Source organism: Vibrio aestuarianus, assembly GCF_028858425.1.
Classification (GTDB): Bacteria; Pseudomonadota; Gammaproteobacteria; order Enterobacterales; family Vibrionaceae; genus Vibrio; species Vibrio aestuarianus.
This window is the reverse complement of record NZ_JAKNYQ010000002.1, coordinates 512,321-530,633: the sequence shown is the minus strand read 5'-3', so window position 1 is coordinate 530,633 and position 18,313 is coordinate 512,321. Positions and strand designations below refer to the sequence as shown.

General features: G+C 41.8%; 17 protein-coding genes. 7 read left to right on the top strand and 10 right to left on the bottom strand.

Annotation, left to right across the window (positions count from 1 at the left end):
- Positions 1-23: 23 nt before the first annotated feature.
- Entirely contained in the window at positions 24-1,022 is a 999-nt protein-coding gene (locus MCT08_RS15985; protein ID WP_168524617.1) for a sugar-binding transcriptional regulator, read from the bottom strand.
- Between the two features lie 457 nt (positions 1,023-1,479).
- Between MCT08_RS15985 and tal the strand changes: the two genes are divergently transcribed.
- Both tal and tkt read left to right on the top strand, forming a co-directional pair.
- Positions 1,480-2,430, top strand: a complete 951-nt coding sequence (tal, locus tag MCT08_RS15980; RefSeq protein ID WP_053312033.1) for a transaldolase — start codon at positions 1,480-1,482, stop codon at positions 2,428-2,430.
- 77 nt (positions 2,431-2,507) lie between these two features.
- Entirely contained in the window at positions 2,508-4,502 is a 1,995-nt protein-coding gene (gene tkt / locus MCT08_RS15975; protein WP_274678853.1) for a transketolase, read from the top strand.
- 91 nt (positions 4,503-4,593) lie between these two features.
- On the opposite strand, the gene MCT08_RS15970 is transcribed toward tkt, so the two are convergent.
- On the bottom strand, positions 4,594-5,208 hold the full coding sequence (locus MCT08_RS15970; RefSeq protein WP_274672732.1) for an OmpA family protein: 615 nt from the start codon (positions 5,206-5,208) through the stop codon (positions 4,594-4,596).
- A gap of 154 nt (positions 5,209-5,362) precedes the next feature.
- On the opposite strand from MCT08_RS15970, the gene MCT08_RS15965 reads away from it, so the two are divergent.
- Complete coding sequence (locus MCT08_RS15965) at positions 5,363-5,989, top strand: thiol:disulfide interchange protein DsbA/DsbL (protein WP_274675368.1); 627 nt, start codon at positions 5,363-5,365, stop codon at positions 5,987-5,989.
- A 16-nt stretch (positions 5,990-6,005) separates the two neighbouring features.
- A complete protein-coding gene (gene bamJ / locus MCT08_RS15960; RefSeq protein ID WP_168524613.1) occupies positions 6,006-6,479 on the top strand; it encodes a BamJ family beta-barrel-assembly machinery protein in 474 nt (157 codons plus the stop codon).
- 31 nt (positions 6,480-6,510) lie between these two features.
- Here bamJ and MCT08_RS15955 read toward each other — a convergent pair whose 3' ends face one another.
- Positions 6,511-7,113: a beta-phosphoglucomutase family hydrolase gene (locus MCT08_RS15955; protein ID WP_274678852.1), complete on the bottom strand. Its 603-nt coding sequence runs from the start codon at positions 7,111-7,113 to the stop codon at positions 6,511-6,513.
- Positions 7,114-7,283: 170 nt separating this feature from the next.
- Between MCT08_RS15955 and MCT08_RS15950 the strand changes: the two genes are divergently transcribed.
- Complete coding sequence (locus tag MCT08_RS15950) at positions 7,284-9,062, top strand: methyl-accepting chemotaxis protein (protein ID WP_274678851.1); 1,779 nt, start codon at positions 7,284-7,286, stop codon at positions 9,060-9,062.
- Between the two features lie 155 nt (positions 9,063-9,217).
- Here the strand turns inward: MCT08_RS15950 and MCT08_RS15945 are convergent, their stop codons facing one another.
- From MCT08_RS15945 to MCT08_RS15935, 3 genes are all read right to left on the bottom strand, one after another.
- Positions 9,218-9,787, bottom strand: coding sequence for a YceI family protein (locus MCT08_RS15945; protein ID WP_053310680.1), 570 nt, complete (start codon positions 9,785-9,787; stop codon positions 9,218-9,220).
- A complete protein-coding gene (locus tag MCT08_RS15940) occupies positions 9,784-10,323 on the bottom strand; it encodes a cytochrome b (RefSeq protein ID WP_053310679.1) in 540 nt (179 codons plus the stop codon). The genes MCT08_RS15945 and MCT08_RS15940 overlap by 4 nt, the downstream gene beginning before the upstream one ends.
- Before the next feature lie 153 nt (positions 10,324-10,476).
- Positions 10,477-10,722 carry a DUF2164 domain-containing protein gene (locus MCT08_RS15935; RefSeq protein ID WP_053310678.1) on the bottom strand — a complete coding sequence of 82 codons (246 nt, stop codon included), beginning with the start codon at positions 10,720-10,722 and terminating at the stop codon, positions 10,477-10,479.
- Positions 10,723-10,883: 161 nt separating this feature from the next.
- Between MCT08_RS15935 and MCT08_RS15930 the strand changes: the two genes are divergently transcribed.
- Together MCT08_RS15930 and MCT08_RS15925 are read left to right on the top strand one after the other, a co-directional pair.
- Positions 10,884-11,519, top strand: coding sequence for a hypothetical protein (locus MCT08_RS15930; RefSeq protein ID WP_053310677.1), 636 nt, complete (start codon positions 10,884-10,886; stop codon positions 11,517-11,519).
- Between the two features lie 419 nt (positions 11,520-11,938).
- On the top strand, positions 11,939-12,730 hold the full coding sequence (locus MCT08_RS15925) for an EAL domain-containing protein (protein ID WP_168524610.1): 792 nt from the start codon (positions 11,939-11,941) through the stop codon (positions 12,728-12,730).
- An 18-nt stretch (positions 12,731-12,748) separates the two neighbouring features.
- Here MCT08_RS15925 and MCT08_RS15920 read toward each other — a convergent pair whose 3' ends face one another.
- From MCT08_RS15920 to MCT08_RS15905, 4 genes are read right to left on the bottom strand one after another with little or no spacing between them, the layout of a single operon-like run.
- The gene (locus MCT08_RS15920) at positions 12,749-14,344 is read right to left on the bottom strand and encodes an ABC transporter ATP-binding protein (protein ID WP_176313650.1); all 1,596 of its coding nucleotides are present in this window, start codon (positions 14,342-14,344) and stop codon (positions 12,749-12,751) included.
- The gene (locus tag MCT08_RS15915; protein ID WP_168787041.1) at positions 14,341-15,384 is read right to left on the bottom strand and encodes an ABC transporter permease; all 1,044 of its coding nucleotides are present in this window, start codon (positions 15,382-15,384) and stop codon (positions 14,341-14,343) included. Before MCT08_RS15915 ends, MCT08_RS15920 begins: the two co-directional genes overlap by 4 nt.
- Positions 15,384-16,469, bottom strand: a complete 1,086-nt coding sequence (locus MCT08_RS15910; RefSeq protein ID WP_274678850.1) for a microcin C ABC transporter permease YejB — start codon at positions 16,467-16,469, stop codon at positions 15,384-15,386. The genes MCT08_RS15915 and MCT08_RS15910 overlap by 1 nt, the downstream gene beginning before the upstream one ends.
- A gap of 9 nt (positions 16,470-16,478) precedes the next feature.
- A complete protein-coding gene (locus MCT08_RS15905; RefSeq protein WP_168787039.1) occupies positions 16,479-18,296 on the bottom strand; it encodes an extracellular solute-binding protein in 1,818 nt (605 codons plus the stop codon).
- Positions 18,297-18,313 lie beyond the last annotated feature (17 nt).

Sequence of the window (18,313 nt, the reverse complement as noted above, 5' to 3'; positions counted from 1 at the left end):
CAAGCGTATCACTTTCAGACAAACTAACTTTTCCCTACACCAAGTTGCATTTGTTCATCTAGGTTTAAAACGGTGAGCGCATTGCTAACACTGGTAGCAATCACATCAATGGCACCAGTACGTAGTGCGCCAAGTAACGCCAGTGGTTTACTGTTTTCAGCGGCAATAGCGATCACTTCTGCAATAGGACGAAACTCGTCAATACCCAAGCCAATCACGCGGTCGCTCATTACGGTATTAGCGGCCTTACCATGAATATCAAAGAAATCGTATCCTGCAAAATCTCCAACGACTCCTTGCTGTAGGCGCGATTGAACGACTTCATCTGCCGTAAACCAACCTAAATCAACCATGTAGCTGTTTTCACTCATATCACCAATTCCGACCAACGCAATATCCGCTTTACGTGCTAAATCAAGCGTTTGCTTAACAGTTGCATTTTGCATAAAGGCTAATTTTTGTTCTCGATTTTCAGCATAAGCTGGCGCATACAATGTTTCAGAACTACCGCCATATTTTTTCGCCAACTGACGACAAATGTGGTCCGCGTTGAACATACCGCCTCGCGGATGGATACCGCCAATACTGCAAACAAATTTGCAGTCTCTAGGTGTAATAACACCAATATGATGCGCGACAGCGGAAACATTTCGTCCTTGGCCAACGGTAACTACCATGCCATTTTTTAATGTGTTAGTGAGATAATTCGATACTAACCCCGATACTTGCTGACGTTGCTGCTCTTCACTAGGTTGATCTAATGCAACCAAGGCGCGTTTAACGCCGAATCGTTCAATCAAACGTTGCTCTATCTTTGCGCTAAACACTGGGTGATATTTTACGGTAATTTCAACAATGCCTTCATCTCGGGCTTGTTTCAGCATCCGCCCTACTTTGGCACGTGAAATCGCAAATTTTTTCGAGATCTCTTCTTGAGTCGCGCCATCTTGGTAATAAGCAACGGATATTTCAGTGAGTAGATCGGTGTTTTCTATCGAAATATCTTGGTTTGAAGTTGTCATAATCGTTCTCGTAATCAACATTGCCAGCAGAATACAAAAATTTGAGCATCCGCTCATTGACCTAGCATATGTTACAGCGCACCCACATTGCAACTTTTGCTCATCGCCATTACATTTTCTCACACCCAAATAAATGTTATTTATGACTAAGCAAAGCTTGCTCTAACCTAAGCAAACGTTTATTTCACTACACCTCACTTCAGCCGCAAAAAAATAGTTGATTGACATCACCATAACCCTAGAAGATCGATTGACTTTCCTCGTAGATCAGATAAATATGGGCACATCATTTACTCAACGAACGATCAAATGTTCAAAGCAAATGTTCGGTCGCTGAAATTAATTGAGTTTGTGGAAAGGTTTTACGTAAAAGCGTGACTAAACTATCCACCGACCCGCTTGCAAATGCCCAGCTAATCAAAATGCTGGCGAAGCCCAAAGACATAGGATGATCGATATGAGCAATAAATTAGAGCAACTTCGTAAACTGACTACTGTTGTCGCTGACACTGGCGAAATTGACGCAATAAAAAAATACCAACCAGAAGACGCAACAACGAACCCATCTCTAATTCTTAAAGCCGCTCAAATTGCCGAGTATGCACCATTAATCGATGCCTCTATCGAATACGCAAAAAGCCAAAGTTCAGACAAAGCACAACAAGTTCAAGACACTTGTGACATGCTTGCCGTTAACATCGGTAAAGAAATCCTAAAAACCATTCCTGGCCGTATTTCTACTGAGGTAGATGCTCGCCTATCTTACGATATGGAAGGCAGTGTTGCTAAAGCACGTCAATTGATCAAAATGTACAATGATGCAGGTATCACCAACGACCGTATCTTGATCAAACTGGCTTCTACTTGGGAAGGCATCCGCGCAGCAGAAATTCTTGAGAAAGAAGGCATCAACTGTAACTTAACGCTTCTTTTCTCTTTCGCTCAAGCGCGTGCATGTGCTGAAGCTGGCGTGTTCCTTATTTCTCCATTCGTTGGTCGCATCATGGACTGGTACAAAGCAAAAGAAGGCCGTGATTTTGAAGCTCAAGAAGATCCAGGCGTAATCTCTGTAACTGATATCTACAACTACTACAAAGAGCACGGCTACAACACAGTGGTAATGGGTGCTAGCTTCCGTAACATTGGCGAAATCCTAGAGCTTGCTGGCTGTGACCGTCTAACTATCGCCCCTGCTCTACTTGCAGAGCTTGAAGCGGCCGAAGGCGAAGTGGTTGAGAAACTAGTTGACTCTAAAGGTTCTAAAGAGCGCCCAGCAGCAATGACTCACGCTGAGTTCCTATGGGAACACAACCAAGATGCAATGGCCGTAGAAAAACTAGCGGAAGGTATTCGCAACTTCGCCATTGACCAAGGCAAGCTTGAAACTATGATTGCGGCTAAACTGTAATCAGTTATAAGAATTAAAATTAGGGGAACGATTAACGTTCCCCTCTCATTTCTAAATCGACTATTTTGGTAAATATTATGGATCGTAAACAACTGGCAAATGCAATTCGTGCCCTTAGCATGGATGGTGTACAGCAAGCTAATTCTGGCCACCCTGGCGCACCGATGGGGATGGCGGACATTGCTGAAGTGCTTTGGCGCTCTCACCTAAACCACAACCCACAAAACCCACAATGGGCAGACCGTGACCGTTTCGTTCTTTCTAACGGCCATGGCTCAATGTTGATTTACTCTTTGCTGCATCTAAGCGGTTACGAGTTATCGATTGATGATCTGAAAAACTTCCGTCAGTTGCATTCAAAAACCCCAGGCCACCCTGAATATGGTTACGCACCAGGCATTGAAACGACTACGGGTCCACTAGGCCAAGGTATTACTAACGCCGTTGGTATGGCAATGGCTGAAAAAGCGCTAGCTGCACAATTTAATAAAGAAGGCCACGACATCGTTGACCACTTCACTTATGTATTCATGGGTGATGGCTGCTTGATGGAAGGTATTTCTCATGAAGCTTGTTCCTTAGCGGGTACGTTAGGTCTTGGCAAGCTGGTTGCTTTCTGGGATGACAACGGCATTTCTATTGATGGTCACGTTGAAGGTTGGTTCTCTGACGATACACCTAAACGTTTTGAAGCGTATGGTTGGCACGTTATTCCTGCGGTTGATGGCCACGATGCAGAGGCTATCAATGCGGCGATTGAAGCGGCGAAGGCTGAAACTGGTCGCCCAACTTTGATTTGTACTAAAACGATTATCGGTTTTGGTTCGCCAAACAAATCAGGTTCACACGACTGTCACGGTGCACCACTAGGCCATGATGAAATCAAAGCAGCAAAAGAATTTTTAGGTTGGGAACACGGTGCGTTCGAAATTCCGCAAGAAATCTACTCAGAATGGTCAGCGAAAGAAGCTGGCACAACTAAGGAAGCAGCGTGGGATGAGAAATTTGCAGCTTATGAAGCAGCATACCCAGAGCTTGCCGCTGAATTTAAACGCCGCGTAAATGGTGAATTACCAGCGCAGTGGGAAGAAAAAGCCAGCGCAATTATTGCCGACTTGCAAGCTAACCCTGCCAATATTGCATCACGTAAAGCGTCACAAAATGCGCTTGAAGCCTTTGGTGCAATGCTACCAGAATTTATGGGCGGCTCTGCTGACTTAGCACCTTCTAACCTTACTATGTGGTCTGGTTCTAAATCACTGACTGCGGAAGATTTCTCAGGTAACTACATTCACTACGGTGTGCGTGAATTCGGTATGACTGCCATCATGAACGGTATTGCACTTCATGGCGGTTTCGTTCCTTACGGCGCAACGTTCCTAATGTTTATGGAATACGCACGTAATGCAATGCGCATGGCCGCTCTGATGAAAATTCAGAACATTCAAGTGTACACGCACGACTCTATCGGCTTGGGTGAAGATGGCCCTACCCACCAACCAGTTGAACAAATTGCTTCACTGCGTTTAACACCAAACATGAGCACATGGCGTCCATGTGACCAGGTGGAATCAGCGGTAGCTTGGAAACTGGCGATTGAGCGTAAAGATGGCCCATCTGCGCTTATCTTCTCTCGTCAAAACCTAGCACAGCAAGAGCGTACCGCTGAGCAAGTGGCTAACATTGCTAAGGGTGGTTACATCCTGAAAGACAGCGATGGTAAGCCTGAGCTAATCCTAATTGCGACAGGTTCAGAAGTTGAGCTAGCAGTGAAAGCCGCAGAGCAACTAACCGCAGAAGGTAAGAAAGTACGCGTGGTATCCATGCCTGCTACTGATGCATTTGACAAGCAAGATGCCGCTTACCGCGAAGCAGTATTACCAGCAGACGTGACTAAACGTATCGTGATTGAAGCGGGCATTGCGGATTTCTGGTACAAGTACGTTGGCTTTGGCGGCAAGATCATCGGTATGACCACCTTTGGTGAGTCAGCGCCTGCTGATCAGTTGTTCGAGATGTTTGGCTTCACCACTGAAAACGTGGTGAAAACAGCAAATGAGCTGCTTGCTTAATTGACTTTAGGCATACAAAAACAAAAAAGCCCCGCTTGCAATAAGTGGGGCTTTTTCATGTAATGCTTAGGATGTGTGAGAACCAAGTAAATTAATTGTTTGATACAATAAACAGTACTTCAACACGACGATTGCATGCTTTGCCTACTTTGGTTTGATTGGTACAAGCAGGAACATATTCACCATAACCACGGGTAAAAATGGAATCCATTGCAACATTATTCTTCACCAGTGTGTTTTTGACCGCTTTTGCTCGATTCATTGATAAACGGTCATTAAAATTTGCGACACCTGTACTATCGGCATGGCCATCAATAACAATATCAATACTTGGCTCTGAGGCAAGATAACTACCCATCATACTCAACCATTGCTGCGAATTAGACGAAACCTGCGAAGAACCCGTTTCAAACTTAACGGTATCTTTTAATTTCACCATAATGTGATTACCCGGCAATACTTCATAATCCACACCATTTCTCAATAAGAAATTTTGTAATGAGTCATAGCTACCTGTACGTTGTTGACCCATTGGCCCTTGAACACCAGTCGAGGCTAGCTTAGGAGCGTTTCCCCACTCGGGATAAAGCACATCAAAATCACCTTTAGGTGCTTCATTTAATAGATTGTCACTAAACATACGATCAGTGACCAAACTTCCACAACCCGTCAACAACATTAATAATGGCAAAGCTAAATACTTCATCCGAATACCACTCCATAAACTCACAACAAAGACTATATCGGCCAACAGCGTAAAACTTTATAACTATTTGATGGTAATTTACTGATGGTTTCTGTTTTTCTTGTTATCTGAAGCCGTTAGAATGTGGCTCTTATTCTTCGACAAGAAATCTTATATGAAAAAAATCATCTTCCAATACTTGGGCTTAGTTGCAGCTTTACTCGCTATCGTCGGTTGCAGTGATAGCAATACCCCACAAGAAGGTAAGCAATATCAGCAACTGCCAGTTAACCTATCAACTTATCGTTTACCTGCTGTGACGGAAGTTTTCGCCTTAACTTGCGGCCATTGCCGTAAAATGGAAAGTGTTATCCCTCAACTAGAAAAAGCGACTGGAGAAACTTTCGGTAAATTGCATGTTACATTTAATGAAGGTGCTCAAATTGGCGCAATGATTTATTACACAGCCGTAATGCAATTAAATTCAGTACCAGATCACCAGATGATGGAAGCGCTTTTTTCTGTAGTGCAAATGGGAGAAGAGGCCACCTCAACTGAGCGTAAAAAAGCTATTGAGCTTGTATTCTCAGAGCGCAACTTAGTTAGCCCTTATGCTTTGGATGCAGAACAACAAAAACAACTGCTTCAAACAATGATGATGGCAGAAGAAGTTTCGGTGAAAGGACAAATTAACTCCGTTCCTACTTTTATCGTAAAAGGCAAATACCTTGTTATGACCTCTGGCCATAACGACGCAGATGGTATCGCCAATACCATCTCTTATCTACTGACTCAACCTTAATATAGGCTTAAAGATTATGTCTAAATTTGTATTCCCACTTATTATTTTCATACTGGCTGGTTTCTTTATCTACCGCACATGGACCAACCATAAAGCAGCGGATGAAAACTTCACCCTAGGACAAGCGTTCCTCACAGAAAACGCGAAACAAGAAGGAGTGATGATCACGGAAAGTGGCCTTCAGTATAAAGTACTGCAAGAAGGCACTGGCACCGTTCATCCTAAATCCAACAGCCGAGTTAAAGTTCATTACCATGGTACGTTGACGGATGGTACCGTATTCGATAGCTCGGTTGAGCGCAACGACCCCATTACTTTTGGTTTAAACCAAGTGATTAAAGGCTGGCAGGAAGGTTTACAACTTATGGTCGAAGGACAAAAAATGCGCCTGTTCATTCCTAGTAACTTAGGCTATGGCAAAGGTGGCAGTGGTCCTATCCCACCAGCAGCAGTACTGATTTTTGACGTTGAACTAATTGAAATTCAATAATAAATGAGCCGCGAAAGCGGCTCATTTTCGATTATAAATAGGGATAAAAAACCAACCTGCCATTTTCTACCATTACGCAATCCATACCACCAGAATGAGCGGCCTGTTTACCTAAATCGGTATCTTCAAACACCACACACTGATTCGCTTGCAACCCCAACAAACTTGCAGCTTGTAGAAAAGTGTCTGGATTAGGTTTATGGCTCTCTACGTCTGACGCCGTTACTACAGCATCAAATTTGTCTAACAATCCTGATTTTGTAAGAAGCTTGATTGCACTTTGTCTTTGGCTGCCCGTCCCTACCGCCATTTTTTTATGGCCATAAAAATGCTTAACTACATCATGAGTACAAGGAATGACCTCGCCATAGCTTTCTATTTCTGAAAATACGGTCATTTTAAAGTTGGCCACAAGCTGCGGATCAAGTCCAAGGTGGTGCTGTTTATTAATTTCCGCAACAATTTTAAAACTCGGCATACCACCTAAGCTATGTAACCATTGATGCGAAAAAGGAAATTTAAAGTGTTGCGCCGTTTGCGACCACGCTTGCAAATGGGCTGGCATGGTATCAAGTAGCGTGCCATCCATATCAAAAATCAAACCTTGATAACGTTCCAAATCAATGTATTGCAAATCTTCCACCATAAAAATAATAATTAAAAATCAGAATGTTATGCATAAAAATTGGATTGAATGTAACTTTTCCATATCTATTAATTGCTATGCTTCGAGTTTAAACCTAACATTCTAATAACAAAGACAACAATTAAACTTAAGTTTATTTCACGTAGGTAAGTAATCTCATGAATATTAAGCAGAAATTATATTCACTGGGTGTCGTTGCTATTGCGGGTGTGATATCAATATTGTTAACAAGCTCACACTTTGCTAAAACAACCGATGAACTCAATCAAGCCATTAATTTAGTCGCTAAACTTGAAATTAGGCTGCTCAATTTGCGGCGTAATGAAAAAGATTTTCTACTAAGGGAAGATTTAAAATATCTCGAAACTTTTAAAAAAAATAGTGATCTTTTCTTAACACTGGAAAAGCAACTCTCACCTATTCTATTTAATCGTAGCCTGCCATCAAGTTCTCAACTGCGTCAAGATCTCATCGCTTACAAACAAGGCTTTGAAAAACTTGCTCAAGCATATATCCAATATGGACTGAATGATAAGGCAGGAATTCGGGGACGCTACTTGCAAGCTTTGGAACTGGCCAAAATGAATTCCGATGATCAGCAATTAGTGGCATTAATTGCTTTTGATAAAATGGCGCAAAGTGGCAAGTATGCTCCAACGGAATCGATTGACTCGATCTTTCCAAATTTAAAACAAACTGCACTGCAATTAATTGAACAGAAAAAAATTGTCGGGCTTCAATATAATCAAGGTTTGTTAGGTGAGGCTCGTAATTTATCTCATGCAGTGGAAACACAGTTTTCAAGCTTTTCTGAGACTCTTAGTACCGAAGTAGATCGCATACAGGGGGAGCTCAACTACATTAAAAATGGTGTTACATTATTAGTTATTGCCTTTATTCTCGTTTTTATATTACAAATTTCACGCTCCATTAACATTCAAGTTAGCAAGTTGTTGACTGTGATGCAGATGATTTCAAGCACCAACAACATCAGCTTGCGCGTTAAATTAGAAGGTAAAAATGAATTAGTTTCGATTGGCAATTATTTCAATACATTACTCGATAAATTTGAACTGCTCATCGCTAGCTCTCAAACTAAATCGCAACAGCTTTCGAGCAGTACATCAAGTATGCATAACGAACTGGAAGATGTCATTGAACAATTCCATGTGCAAGCCGATCACACCACCACAATGGCAACCGCTGTACAAGAAATGGTAGCAACCATTGGGGAGATATCAGAAAGCACCAGCATTGCCGTTGAAGGAGTGCACCAAGCAGCCAAAAATGCCCAGAGTGGCAGAACTGTTGTTGAATCCACCGTCAAAAATGTTGATCAGTTGTCCCGCACCTTAGAAAAGAGTCAGCACTCTATTTCCTCGCTCAATAAACACGTAGAACAGATTGGTGGAGCGGTAACCATTATTCAAGCCATTGCTGAGCAGACCAATCTACTGGCTCTTAATGCCGCAATCGAGGCAGCGCGCGCGGGTGAACAAGGACGAGGATTTGCAGTAGTCGCAGATGAAGTTCGAGCCTTAGCAAGTAGAACGCATCAATCAACAGAAGAGATAACTAATGTTGTTTCTGCCATTCAAACGCAAATGAGCACAGTAGTAACTGATATAGCGCAGTGTAATACACAAGGCCACGAAACTTTAGATGCCTCTAGTAAGCTTGATCAAAGCTTGCGGCAAATTATTACTGATATGGAGATGATCCAAAGTAATTCTGAACGTATCGCTTCAGCTATTGAAGAGCAAGGGATCGTCATGAATCAAGTGAGCGAATCCATAACCGAACTCAATTCAATTTCAGACAACAACATGCACTCTGCTAAACAGTGCCTGGCTGAGGTTGATATTGTATCCAAACAAGCCCATGAAATGGATAGCGCTGTGGCTGAATTCCAAACTGAAAAAACAGCAGCCAGCTAATAGGATATGAACCAAAGCTCACTCTAATAAGTATCAACATCATGTATCAAAAAGGGACTACTCAAAATGTAGTCCCTTTTATTTATCATCGTCAGTATTTAGGTGTTTCAAGCACTAGTTAGTGCTACACAACAAAACGGGCTGCAATATAAAACTTATTTTTGAACACCTTCGATATGCAGTTCCATATCAACATAACTTGATGAACCCATTACCGCGATATTAAAATCGGCCAGTTCTAGACGAGTCGTGCCCATAAAGCCAGCACGTTGTCCTCCCCATGGGTCTTGGCCTGCACCAATAAATTCAGCATTGATCGTAATAGGTTTTGTTTGCCCATGAAGCGTCAAGTCGCCCATGACTTCCAATTGACCATTTCCTTTATCTATCACTTTAGTACTCGTAAAAGTAGCTTGAGGGAATTTCGAAGCATCAATAAAATCAGTACTACGGATATGTTTATCACGCTCAGCATGATTACTATCTAAACTACGTGTATCCACATTTACCTGCACTTTAGAGCTGGCCAAGTCTTTAGCATCATAAGAAAACTCGCCATCGAACTTGTTAAAACGTCCTTTAATGAAGCTGTAACCAAGGTGGCTAACCTTGAAGTTAATAGAAGCATGAGCCCCTTTACTATCAATAACGTAATCCGCTGCACTAGCACTCAATGGCATTAACGTTGCGAAAGCTAGTCCTGCAGCAAGTAATGTTTTCTTCATTTCGAAGCTCCTGTCATTTTTCGTAGAGTATTATCTTTGTTGATAAAGTGGTGCTTAAGCGCTGCTGCGGCATGAATTACCGCGATAATAATTAACGTCCAAGCGGCGTAAAAGTGAATAGTTCCTGAAAGGTCAGCCTGTCCTTCAAACAAAGCGCCCATACCAGGTACTGTCAACCAGTTAAATACATCAATCCCACGACCATCTTCGGTTGAAATTAGGTAACCGGAAACAAATAGCGTGATTAACAATAAATACATGAAGCCATGGGCAGCCTTAGCGCCTAGACGCTCAACACGACTTCCTTCAATCGAAGGGGTTGAGCTTATTTGTTTCCATAGCAGGCGAAACAGTGTTAATGCAGCAAGCAATAATCCAATTGATTTATGCCAGTGGGGCGCCGTCTTATACCATTGGCTATAGTAGGTAAGATCGACCATCCACAAGCCTACCGCGAACATACCGAATACGACCAAAGCCGATACCCAGTGCACTAAGCGGGAAACGAGATTGTAATTTTTTACGTTTGAAGTCATAAAAGTCTCTAAAGATAAGTGAGAATGCCAATCAGATAGATTAAAGCTACACATTAATGCTTACGTTTTACATAGTATTTACCATTCTTTACATTGTGGACATATCGCCAAGTTGATGGAGTTGTTCAGAAAAACTGAAGGAACTTAAAAAGCCTAAGTTATTGGTTGCTCTATCGCATATAAATCATCTGCTACATCAAGCATCCTTCTTTGCATAACATCATGAGCATCTGACAACCCTTTGTTATAAAAAGCAGGTCCTATTTTGCTTGCCACGAAATCGAGTAAAAATAAGGCATCAAATTGACCAATTTCCGTATCAAGTTCCTCTTCCATATAACGTTGTAGCGCTTGAGTCAGCGCTGTTTTTTGTTCTTCATCGAGCACAAGTTCTTTCATTTGATTCCCCCAAGTGACAATTGAAATTTTAGGTGATAAACACACGACAAACCAATTATTTAGAAAGAAGAGTGTGAAAGATCAAGAACTGGTTATTTGTCGCTCGTCGTTCATCGTAACTGTGGTAATCTTGCTTAGCTTTATTAAAGGAGAACAACGAGTTGCTACTGGATATACTCACTCAAAGCGTCAATGAATTTCAATCTGACTGCCTAAAGCTTTGTGAAAAGCACTACCCAACGATTCATAATCAAGGAATGAGTGAGCATCACCTAGGCCTGGCCTTTGCGCGCCGGTTAGCAAGAACGCTGAGTGAATTTGGACACCCTTGCGACTATTTTCCAATAGAATCAAACCCTCATCGTGACCAACCTCATCACTATCGGGTAAGTTGCGATGCTGGCACGGTTTGGATATTGACTCATCATTTAGTTAGTGCAGGAAAAACGTGCCGCGAGAAACTCATGCAAGATATCGCGCAGTGGAAGTATGAATACGCTTACGCCATTCAACCTAATGATTTACTATTACTGCTCACCGACCACTGGATAAGCCGTAGCCAAAAAAGCCGTGAACTACTCCACTGGTGGACAGGTCAACTACCTGATGAAATCGATCAATATAACGCGCAGGGAATCACACTTTATGAAAGTGATTCTTGGCTCACCCAATCTCTCGAAACTCGCTTTCAAATCAGCCCTTGCTATATCAAATTCGGTCATCCGCTGAAACATTCTAAAAACCAACAACTGGTTAGAAAGTATATCCAACTTTATGCTGTTCTTCAGTGGGCATAAATGTTAAACACAAAATAAAGCGTTGCTGAGTTTTAAAAGCCTCTCTTATGAAAAACCATAAAAATGCGACACTGGTTCAAAAAAACCTCAAGAAGACCTAATTCAACAATTTAATCGACCTTTAGACGTTTGTAGTAATCTAACAATGTTTAATTTACCCATTTTATTACCACTCCCCCATCAAATATAACAGCTTGTTAAATAACAAAATTATTTACTTAATTCCATTTTCATTTATGAGATTTTATGAAAAAATCATTAAAAATCTTCATTTGTGACATAGTTTTGACATTAATCGATTAATTATCTAAACCTAATATACTGTTGACAAGCGTCATAGACTGTCAATATTATGGCATGGCATATTGATGCTAGGACGATAATTGAGCTGTTATGAACTATAGGATGTCATAAATTGTATGCTGTTCACCACCAAGAACCAATTTTCAAAATGTATCTCTTTAAATGCTGATGGCCAATACATCGCTCATTACCAAGGCCTATTATTACGCAGTGTTTTCCAACCGATTTTTTCTCGAAGCGATCTTGTCGTGGGCGTTGAAGCACTAGCAAGAATAAGTACCCAAGATAATACCAATATTCGTCCTAGCCATTTTTTTCATTCGGATGCTATTAACCCAATCGACAAACTGAATGTTGAAAGGCTGTGTCGTGCTATACATTTACGTAACTATGCTGTATCTCCCTATCGACAATGCCGTTTATTCCTTAATGTTCTGCCTGCTGCTAGTGAGCTGTTTGCCATGAGTGATATAAATACTGGATTACTCATTACGAGGCTGAAGGATCTACATATTGAACACAAACAATTGGTTATGGAGCTTATCGAAATAGATTCTGAAAATGAAGCAATGCTAAAACAAGCAACTCAGCGCTTAGCTGATAACGGTTTTGCGATTGCTATCGATGATTTTGGTACTTATGCGTCAACGCCAGAGCGCGTAAACCTAATTGCGCCTGAAATCATTAAGTTCGACCGAAGCTTACTTTTACAGTACATGCGAGGAGATACTCTACCTTTGCTCGATGGTATCGCTTTAGCAAAACAAAACTCCGCAAACACAGTGATAGAAGGCATAGAAACGCAGGCACAATTGGATGCCATGAGAGAGCTTGATATCGATATGTTCCAGGGTTTTTTCCTTGCTACACCGGAATCCATTGTTCCTTCAATCCAAATAGCGGTTTAATCGCACCCTTCGATTAAATTAAAGCCGCGAGAATGAAATAAGCTCTTGCGTGTAAGGATGTTGAGGATTAGAGAAGAGTTGCTGCGTCTCCCCCTGCTCTACCACTTCCCCCTGCTTCATTACGATAGTGTAATGACATAACGATTTGACGACATGAAGATCGTGACTAATAAAAAGATACGTTAATCCATACTTTTGTTGTAGCAATTTTAATAAATCCAATACTTGTGCTTGAATTGTCCTATCTAATGATGATGTGGGTTCATCAAGCAAAATAAATTCAGGTTTTAATACCAAAGCCCGAGCGATGGCAATTCTCTGTCTTTGCCCACCTGAAAACTCATTGGGATAACGATGGCGAGTATTAGGGTCAAGTTCTACCTCTCGCATTGATTCGCAGATCAATCTATCGAGCGTTTCTTCATCATAATTGCAATGTACTTTCAGACCTTCACCAATAATTTGCGCCACTGACATCCTTGGGTTGAGTGCAGAAAAGGGGTCTTGAAACACCACTTGCATTTTACTTCGATAAGGCAGCATCTCCTTGCGATCTATACCCTGTAATTCGTTACCTTGATAGCGAATCGATCCTTCGGAACTGACCAACTTCAAAATTGCCATACCAGTGGTTGATTTACCTGATCCACTCTCACCAACAATTCCGAGCGAATAGCCTTTTTTTAAATCAAATTTCATATTGGTTACTGCTTTTATATATGAAACCGTTCGTTTAAATAACCCGCCTTTGATAGGAAACCACACTTTTAGCTGATCTAATGTGAGTAGTGATGTACTAGTGTCGCTCACCTCAACCGGAAAGCCTCGCGGATCTGAATCAATTAATTTCTTAGTATAAGGATGCTTTGGCGCTGAAAATAACGTTTTACACTCGTTCTGCTCAACAAGTTGCCCATTTTGCATCACTGCAACGCGATCAGCGATTCGTCGCACAATACTTAAATCATGAGTGATAAATAGCATTGCCATCCCAAGTTCTTGCTGAAGGTTTTTTAGCAGATCTAGCACTTGTGCTTGAACCGAAACATCCAATGCTGTTGTTGGTTCATCGGCAATCAGCAGCTCTGGTTCATTAATCAAAGCCATCGCAATCATAACGCGCTGTCGCTCACCGCCAGAAAGCTCATGTGGATAAGCGTTTATCTTGAGTTCTGGGTAACGAATGCCGACTTTTTCTAGCCATTGGATGGCCATCGCTTCAGCCTTCGATTTTCTCAAACCACGGTGAATTTCTACAATTTCGACCAGCTGTTTTCCTATTTTATGCAATGGGTTCAGCGACACCATTGGCTCTTGGAAAATCATCCCTATACGCCCACCACGAATCGCTCTTAATTGCCGTTCACTACAGGTTAAAGTATCCGCACCATCGAAGAGAATTTGGCCATCTAAATAGTGCGCGGATCCCTTGGGCAATAGTTTAAGAATGGCATTCGCTGTGACAGATTTCCCTGACCCACTCTCTCCCACCAATGCTAAGGTTTCACCTTTTTTGACCGATAGTGAAACATGGTGCGTCACTGCTTCTATCTGCTCTTTACGTCCAAAGCCAACCGATAGATTTTGAATGGATAGTACGGTTTGGGTCATCATCCAATCCTATTCTGATGTGGGTCAAAGGCATCGCGTACCGCTTCACCAATAAACACTAATAAAGTCAGCATCAATGAAAGTACAACAAATGCAGAGATACCAAGCCAAGGAGCTTGTAAGTTTGCTTTGCCTTGAGCAAGCAACTCGCCTAACGATGGCGAGCCAACCGGTAAACCAAAGCCTAAGAAATCTAACGATGTTAACGTCGTCACAGAGCCAGAGAGAATAAAAGGCATCATGGTTAATGAAGCAACCATTGCGTTAGGAAGCATATGACGTAGCATAATGCGGCTATCACTGACGCCCATCGCTTGCGCTGCACGAACGTAATCAAAATTCCGACAGCGTAAAAACTCTGCTCTTACCACACCGACCAAGCTCATCCAACTGAATAACACCATGATACTCAATAACCACCAAAAATTGGGTTCTACAAAACTTGATAAGATAATCAAAAGAAACAGCGTTGGCATTCCTGACCACACTTCAATAAAACGTTGGCCGAGTAAATCAAGCCAACCACCGTAATACCCTTGTGTTGCTCCAACAACAACGCCAATCACAGAAGATACAATGGTCAGCACAAAACCAAACAATACCGATATACGAAACCCATAAATAATCCGCGCTAACACATCGCGTCCTTTGTCATCCGTGCCGAGCCAGTTCTCAGCATCAGGAGGCGACGGTACTGAACTGGTGATATTGAAATTTATGGTATCGTAACTAAATCGAACTAATGGCCAGATAATGAAACCTTTTCCCTCTATCAGTTCTGTCACATACGGGTCAGTGTAATCAGCCTCAGTTGCAAATTCACCACCAAATTGGATTTCGGAATATTGGTTAAAAGTGGGGAAATACCACTGCTGCTCGTACTCAATAAACAATGGTTTATCATTGGCAATAAACTCAGCGAATAAGCTAATGATAAATAACAAGCTAAATAACCACAGCGAATAAAAACCACGGCGATTTGATTTAAAACGTTGCCAACGCATAGCGTTGAGTGGGTTAGCGGCTTTTTGCTTTAACATCATCAGCGCGCCTCAAAATCAATTCTCGGATCGACCCATATATAGGTTAAGTCGGAGATGATACTCAAAATAAGTCCTAATAACGTCATGATATATAAAGAACTAAAGACAACAGGATAGTCACGTTGAATGGTTGATTCAAAACCCAACAAACCAATACCTTCGAGAGAAAACATCACCTCGATAAGCATGGAGCCAGTGAAAAAAATGCTGATAAATGCACTCGGAAAACCTGCAATAATAATCAGCATTGCATTGCGAAACACATGCTTATAAAGGATGCGATTTTCATCAAGCCCCTTAGCTCTTGCTGTCACCACATATTGTTTATTGATTTCATCAAGGAATGAATTTTTAGTTAGCATGCTTAAAGTCGCAAAACCACCAATCACCATGGCAAAGATTGGTAAGGCTAAATGCCAAAAGTAATCAGCGATTTGTTGATACCACGTTAAGTCTGAAAAGTTATTTGAGACTAACCCACGCAGTGGAAACCAACTAAAATAATTACCACTCGCAAATAAGATGATCAATATTATCGCGAACAGAAACCCTGGAATCGCGTAGCCCACAATGACAACAGCACTTGACCAAATATCAAACCTTGAACCGTGATGAATCGCTTTTACTATTCCTAATGGTATTGAAATAAGGTAAATGATTAAAGTGCTCCACAAACCTAACGATATGGAAACGGGCAAACGTTCGACAATTAAGTCAATAACGTTGCCACCTTTAAACAAGCTCTCACCAAAATTAAAAGTGATGTAATTCTTAAGCATTTCAACGTAGCGTACATGTAAGGGCTTATCAAAACCAAACTGCTTTTTAATCGCTTCCACCACTTCAGGATCAAGCCCACGTGAACCTTTATAACCGACTTCAGAATCACCAGAAATTGGAGTATCCACCTCTTTGCCGCCGCCAGTAAAGCGTTCCATGATACCGTCGCTGTGACCTTCCATTTGCGCGATTGCTTGCTCTACAGGACCACCAGGCGCAATTTGAATAATAAAGAAATTGATGGTGATGATGGCCCACAGCGTGGGAATAACCAGTAACAATCGGCGGAAAATATACGCTGCCATGACAACCTCTTAACGACGTTTTTCTGGTAGTCGCTGCTCTTTTTGCTCAGAGACCCACCAAGTATCAATACCGATGTCATACTTCGGCATAAGCTGTGGTCGTTCAAATTTGTCCCATGTAGCTACGCGGTACTGGCTTAAATACCATTGCGGAATTATGTAAAAATTCCACTGCAATACGCGATCCAATGCTCGACCTAATGTCAGTAGTTTCTCTGGGGCTTCTTGATTTTCAGCAATTTCTTCGGTGAGTTTATCGACCACAGGGTCCATCACTCCAGCACGATTATAAGTAGAATCAATATATTGAGAGTTCCAAATAATCATCAGGTTCGGGCTAGGATATGGGTTTGCCGAATAAGCAGAAGACAACATGTCAAAATCACGATCACGCAACCGCTTGAGGTATTGCGTGGTATCTACGGTGCGAATTTTCATTTCAATACCCATCAGCTTTAAGTTTTTCTGCACCGGTATTGCTATACGCTCTGTCGTTGGACTGTAAATCAACAATTCAAAACTAAAAGGCTGACCGGTTGTGGTGTTAGTCATGACCTTATCTTTTAGCTCCCAACCCGCTTCTTTTAACAATTTGAACGCTGTACGTAATTGTGCACGGATTCGCCCTGTCCCATCGGTTACGGGGGGGTGAAATTCTTGGGTAAATACACGGGGTGGAATGTTATCTTTAAATGCAGCAAGTACTTCAAGCTCTTGCTCAGTTGGCAGCCCTTTCGCTTCATAATCGGTATTTTGGAAGTAACTGCGAGTACGAGTGTATTGATCATAAAACATATTTTTATTCATCCACTCAAAGTCCATCGCGTAGTTAAGTGCTTCACGAACTTTAGGATCTTTAAACACGTCTCGTTGAATATTGAATACAAAACCTTGAGTCGAGGCTGGACTGTCGTGGGCAATCTCCTCTTTCTTGATATATCCTTTATCAAAATTTACACCCACGTACGAATTGGCCCAAAATTTCGCAGAGTTCTCTTGGCGCAAATCGAATTCTCCAGCCTTAAATGCCTCTAGCATGACGGTATCATCACGATAATAGTCATACTGAATTTGTTTGAAGTTATTACGGCCAATATTGACTGGTAATTTTGCCGCCCAGTAGTCTTCAACTAAGCCATAAGTCACAGTTTGCCCGGACTGGTAATTCACCACTTTGTAGGCACCGCTTCCAAGCGGTGGTTCATTTAGTGGCTCAGCTAGATTTTTATCTTGCCAATAATGCTTTGGCAGAACTTGAGTTGACTGCGCTAAGCTAAACAATTTTTCGCGATTCGGTTCTGACATTTCAATGCGAACCGTCAACGGTTTTATCGCTTTCACCGACTTGACTTGTTTATAAAACAAACGGTACTGCGGTACACCTTCTGCCATAAATTTATTAAACGTGAATTCCACATCTTCGGCAGTAATGGCATGGCCATCATGAAACCTAGCTTTCGGGTTAATATCTAACTCTAACCAACTATAGTCATCGGAATAACGGACGTTAGAGGCAATAAGAGGATAATAGGTGTTAATCTCATCACTGGGTGAAAACATCAAGGAGTCATAGAGCTCGCCGCTACCAGCCGCTGGCGCTCCGCGTGATGCAAAGCGGTTGAAATTATCATAAGTGCCAATTTGCCCATAAGTCACTTTTCCATATTTCGGAGCGTTAGGATTAACGTAATCGAAATGAGAAAAATCAGCAGGATATTTTGCTTGCCCAAAGCCAGCCAAGGTGGTCGTTTCAATGACTTTAGCGGCCGACACTCCACTTAAAAGTGTGAGTGCTATGCCCAATATCATCGGTTTGATTTTTCCCATACTAGAATCCCTCTACT

What these genes read in the sequence shown, in the direction of transcription:
- MCT08_RS15985 (WP_168524617.1), bottom strand. Translation starts at nt 1,022, where the DNA reads ATGACAACTTCAAACCAAGATATTTCGATAGAAAACACCGATCTACTC.
- tal (WP_053312033.1), top strand. Translation starts at nt 1,480, where the DNA reads ATGAGCAATAAATTAGAGCAACTTCGTAAACTGACTACTGTTGTCGCT.
- tkt (WP_274678853.1), top strand. Translation starts at nt 2,508, where the DNA reads ATGGATCGTAAACAACTGGCAAATGCAATTCGTGCCCTTAGCATGGAT.
- MCT08_RS15970 (WP_274672732.1), bottom strand. Translation starts at nt 5,208, where the DNA reads ATGAAGTATTTAGCTTTGCCATTATTAATGTTGTTGACGGGTTGTGGA.
- MCT08_RS15965 (WP_274675368.1), top strand. Translation starts at nt 5,363, where the DNA reads ATGAAAAAAATCATCTTCCAATACTTGGGCTTAGTTGCAGCTTTACTC.
- bamJ (WP_168524613.1), top strand. Translation starts at nt 6,006, where the DNA reads ATGTCTAAATTTGTATTCCCACTTATTATTTTCATACTGGCTGGTTTC.
- MCT08_RS15950 (WP_274678851.1), top strand. Translation starts at nt 7,284, where the DNA reads ATGAATATTAAGCAGAAATTATATTCACTGGGTGTCGTTGCTATTGCG.
- MCT08_RS15945 (WP_053310680.1), bottom strand. Translation starts at nt 9,787, where the DNA reads ATGAAGAAAACATTACTTGCTGCAGGACTAGCTTTCGCAACGTTAATG.
- MCT08_RS15940 (WP_053310679.1), bottom strand. Translation starts at nt 10,323, where the DNA reads ATGACTTCAAACGTAAAAAATTACAATCTCGTTTCCCGCTTAGTGCAC.
- MCT08_RS15935 (WP_053310678.1), bottom strand. Translation starts at nt 10,722, where the DNA reads ATGAAAGAACTTGTGCTCGATGAAGAACAAAAAACAGCGCTGACTCAA.
- MCT08_RS15925 (WP_168524610.1), top strand. Translation starts at nt 11,939, where the DNA reads ATGCTGTTCACCACCAAGAACCAATTTTCAAAATGTATCTCTTTAAAT.
- MCT08_RS15920 (WP_176313650.1), bottom strand. Translation starts at nt 14,344, where the DNA reads ATGATGACCCAAACCGTACTATCCATTCAAAATCTATCGGTTGGCTTT.
- MCT08_RS15915 (WP_168787041.1), bottom strand. Translation starts at nt 15,384, where the DNA reads ATGATGTTAAAGCAAAAAGCCGCTAACCCACTCAACGCTATGCGTTGG.
- MCT08_RS15910 (WP_274678850.1), bottom strand. Translation starts at nt 16,469, where the DNA reads ATGGCAGCGTATATTTTCCGCCGATTGTTACTGGTTATTCCCACGCTG.
- MCT08_RS15905 (WP_168787039.1), bottom strand. Translation starts at nt 18,296, where the DNA reads ATGGGAAAAATCAAACCGATGATATTGGGCATAGCACTCACACTTTTA.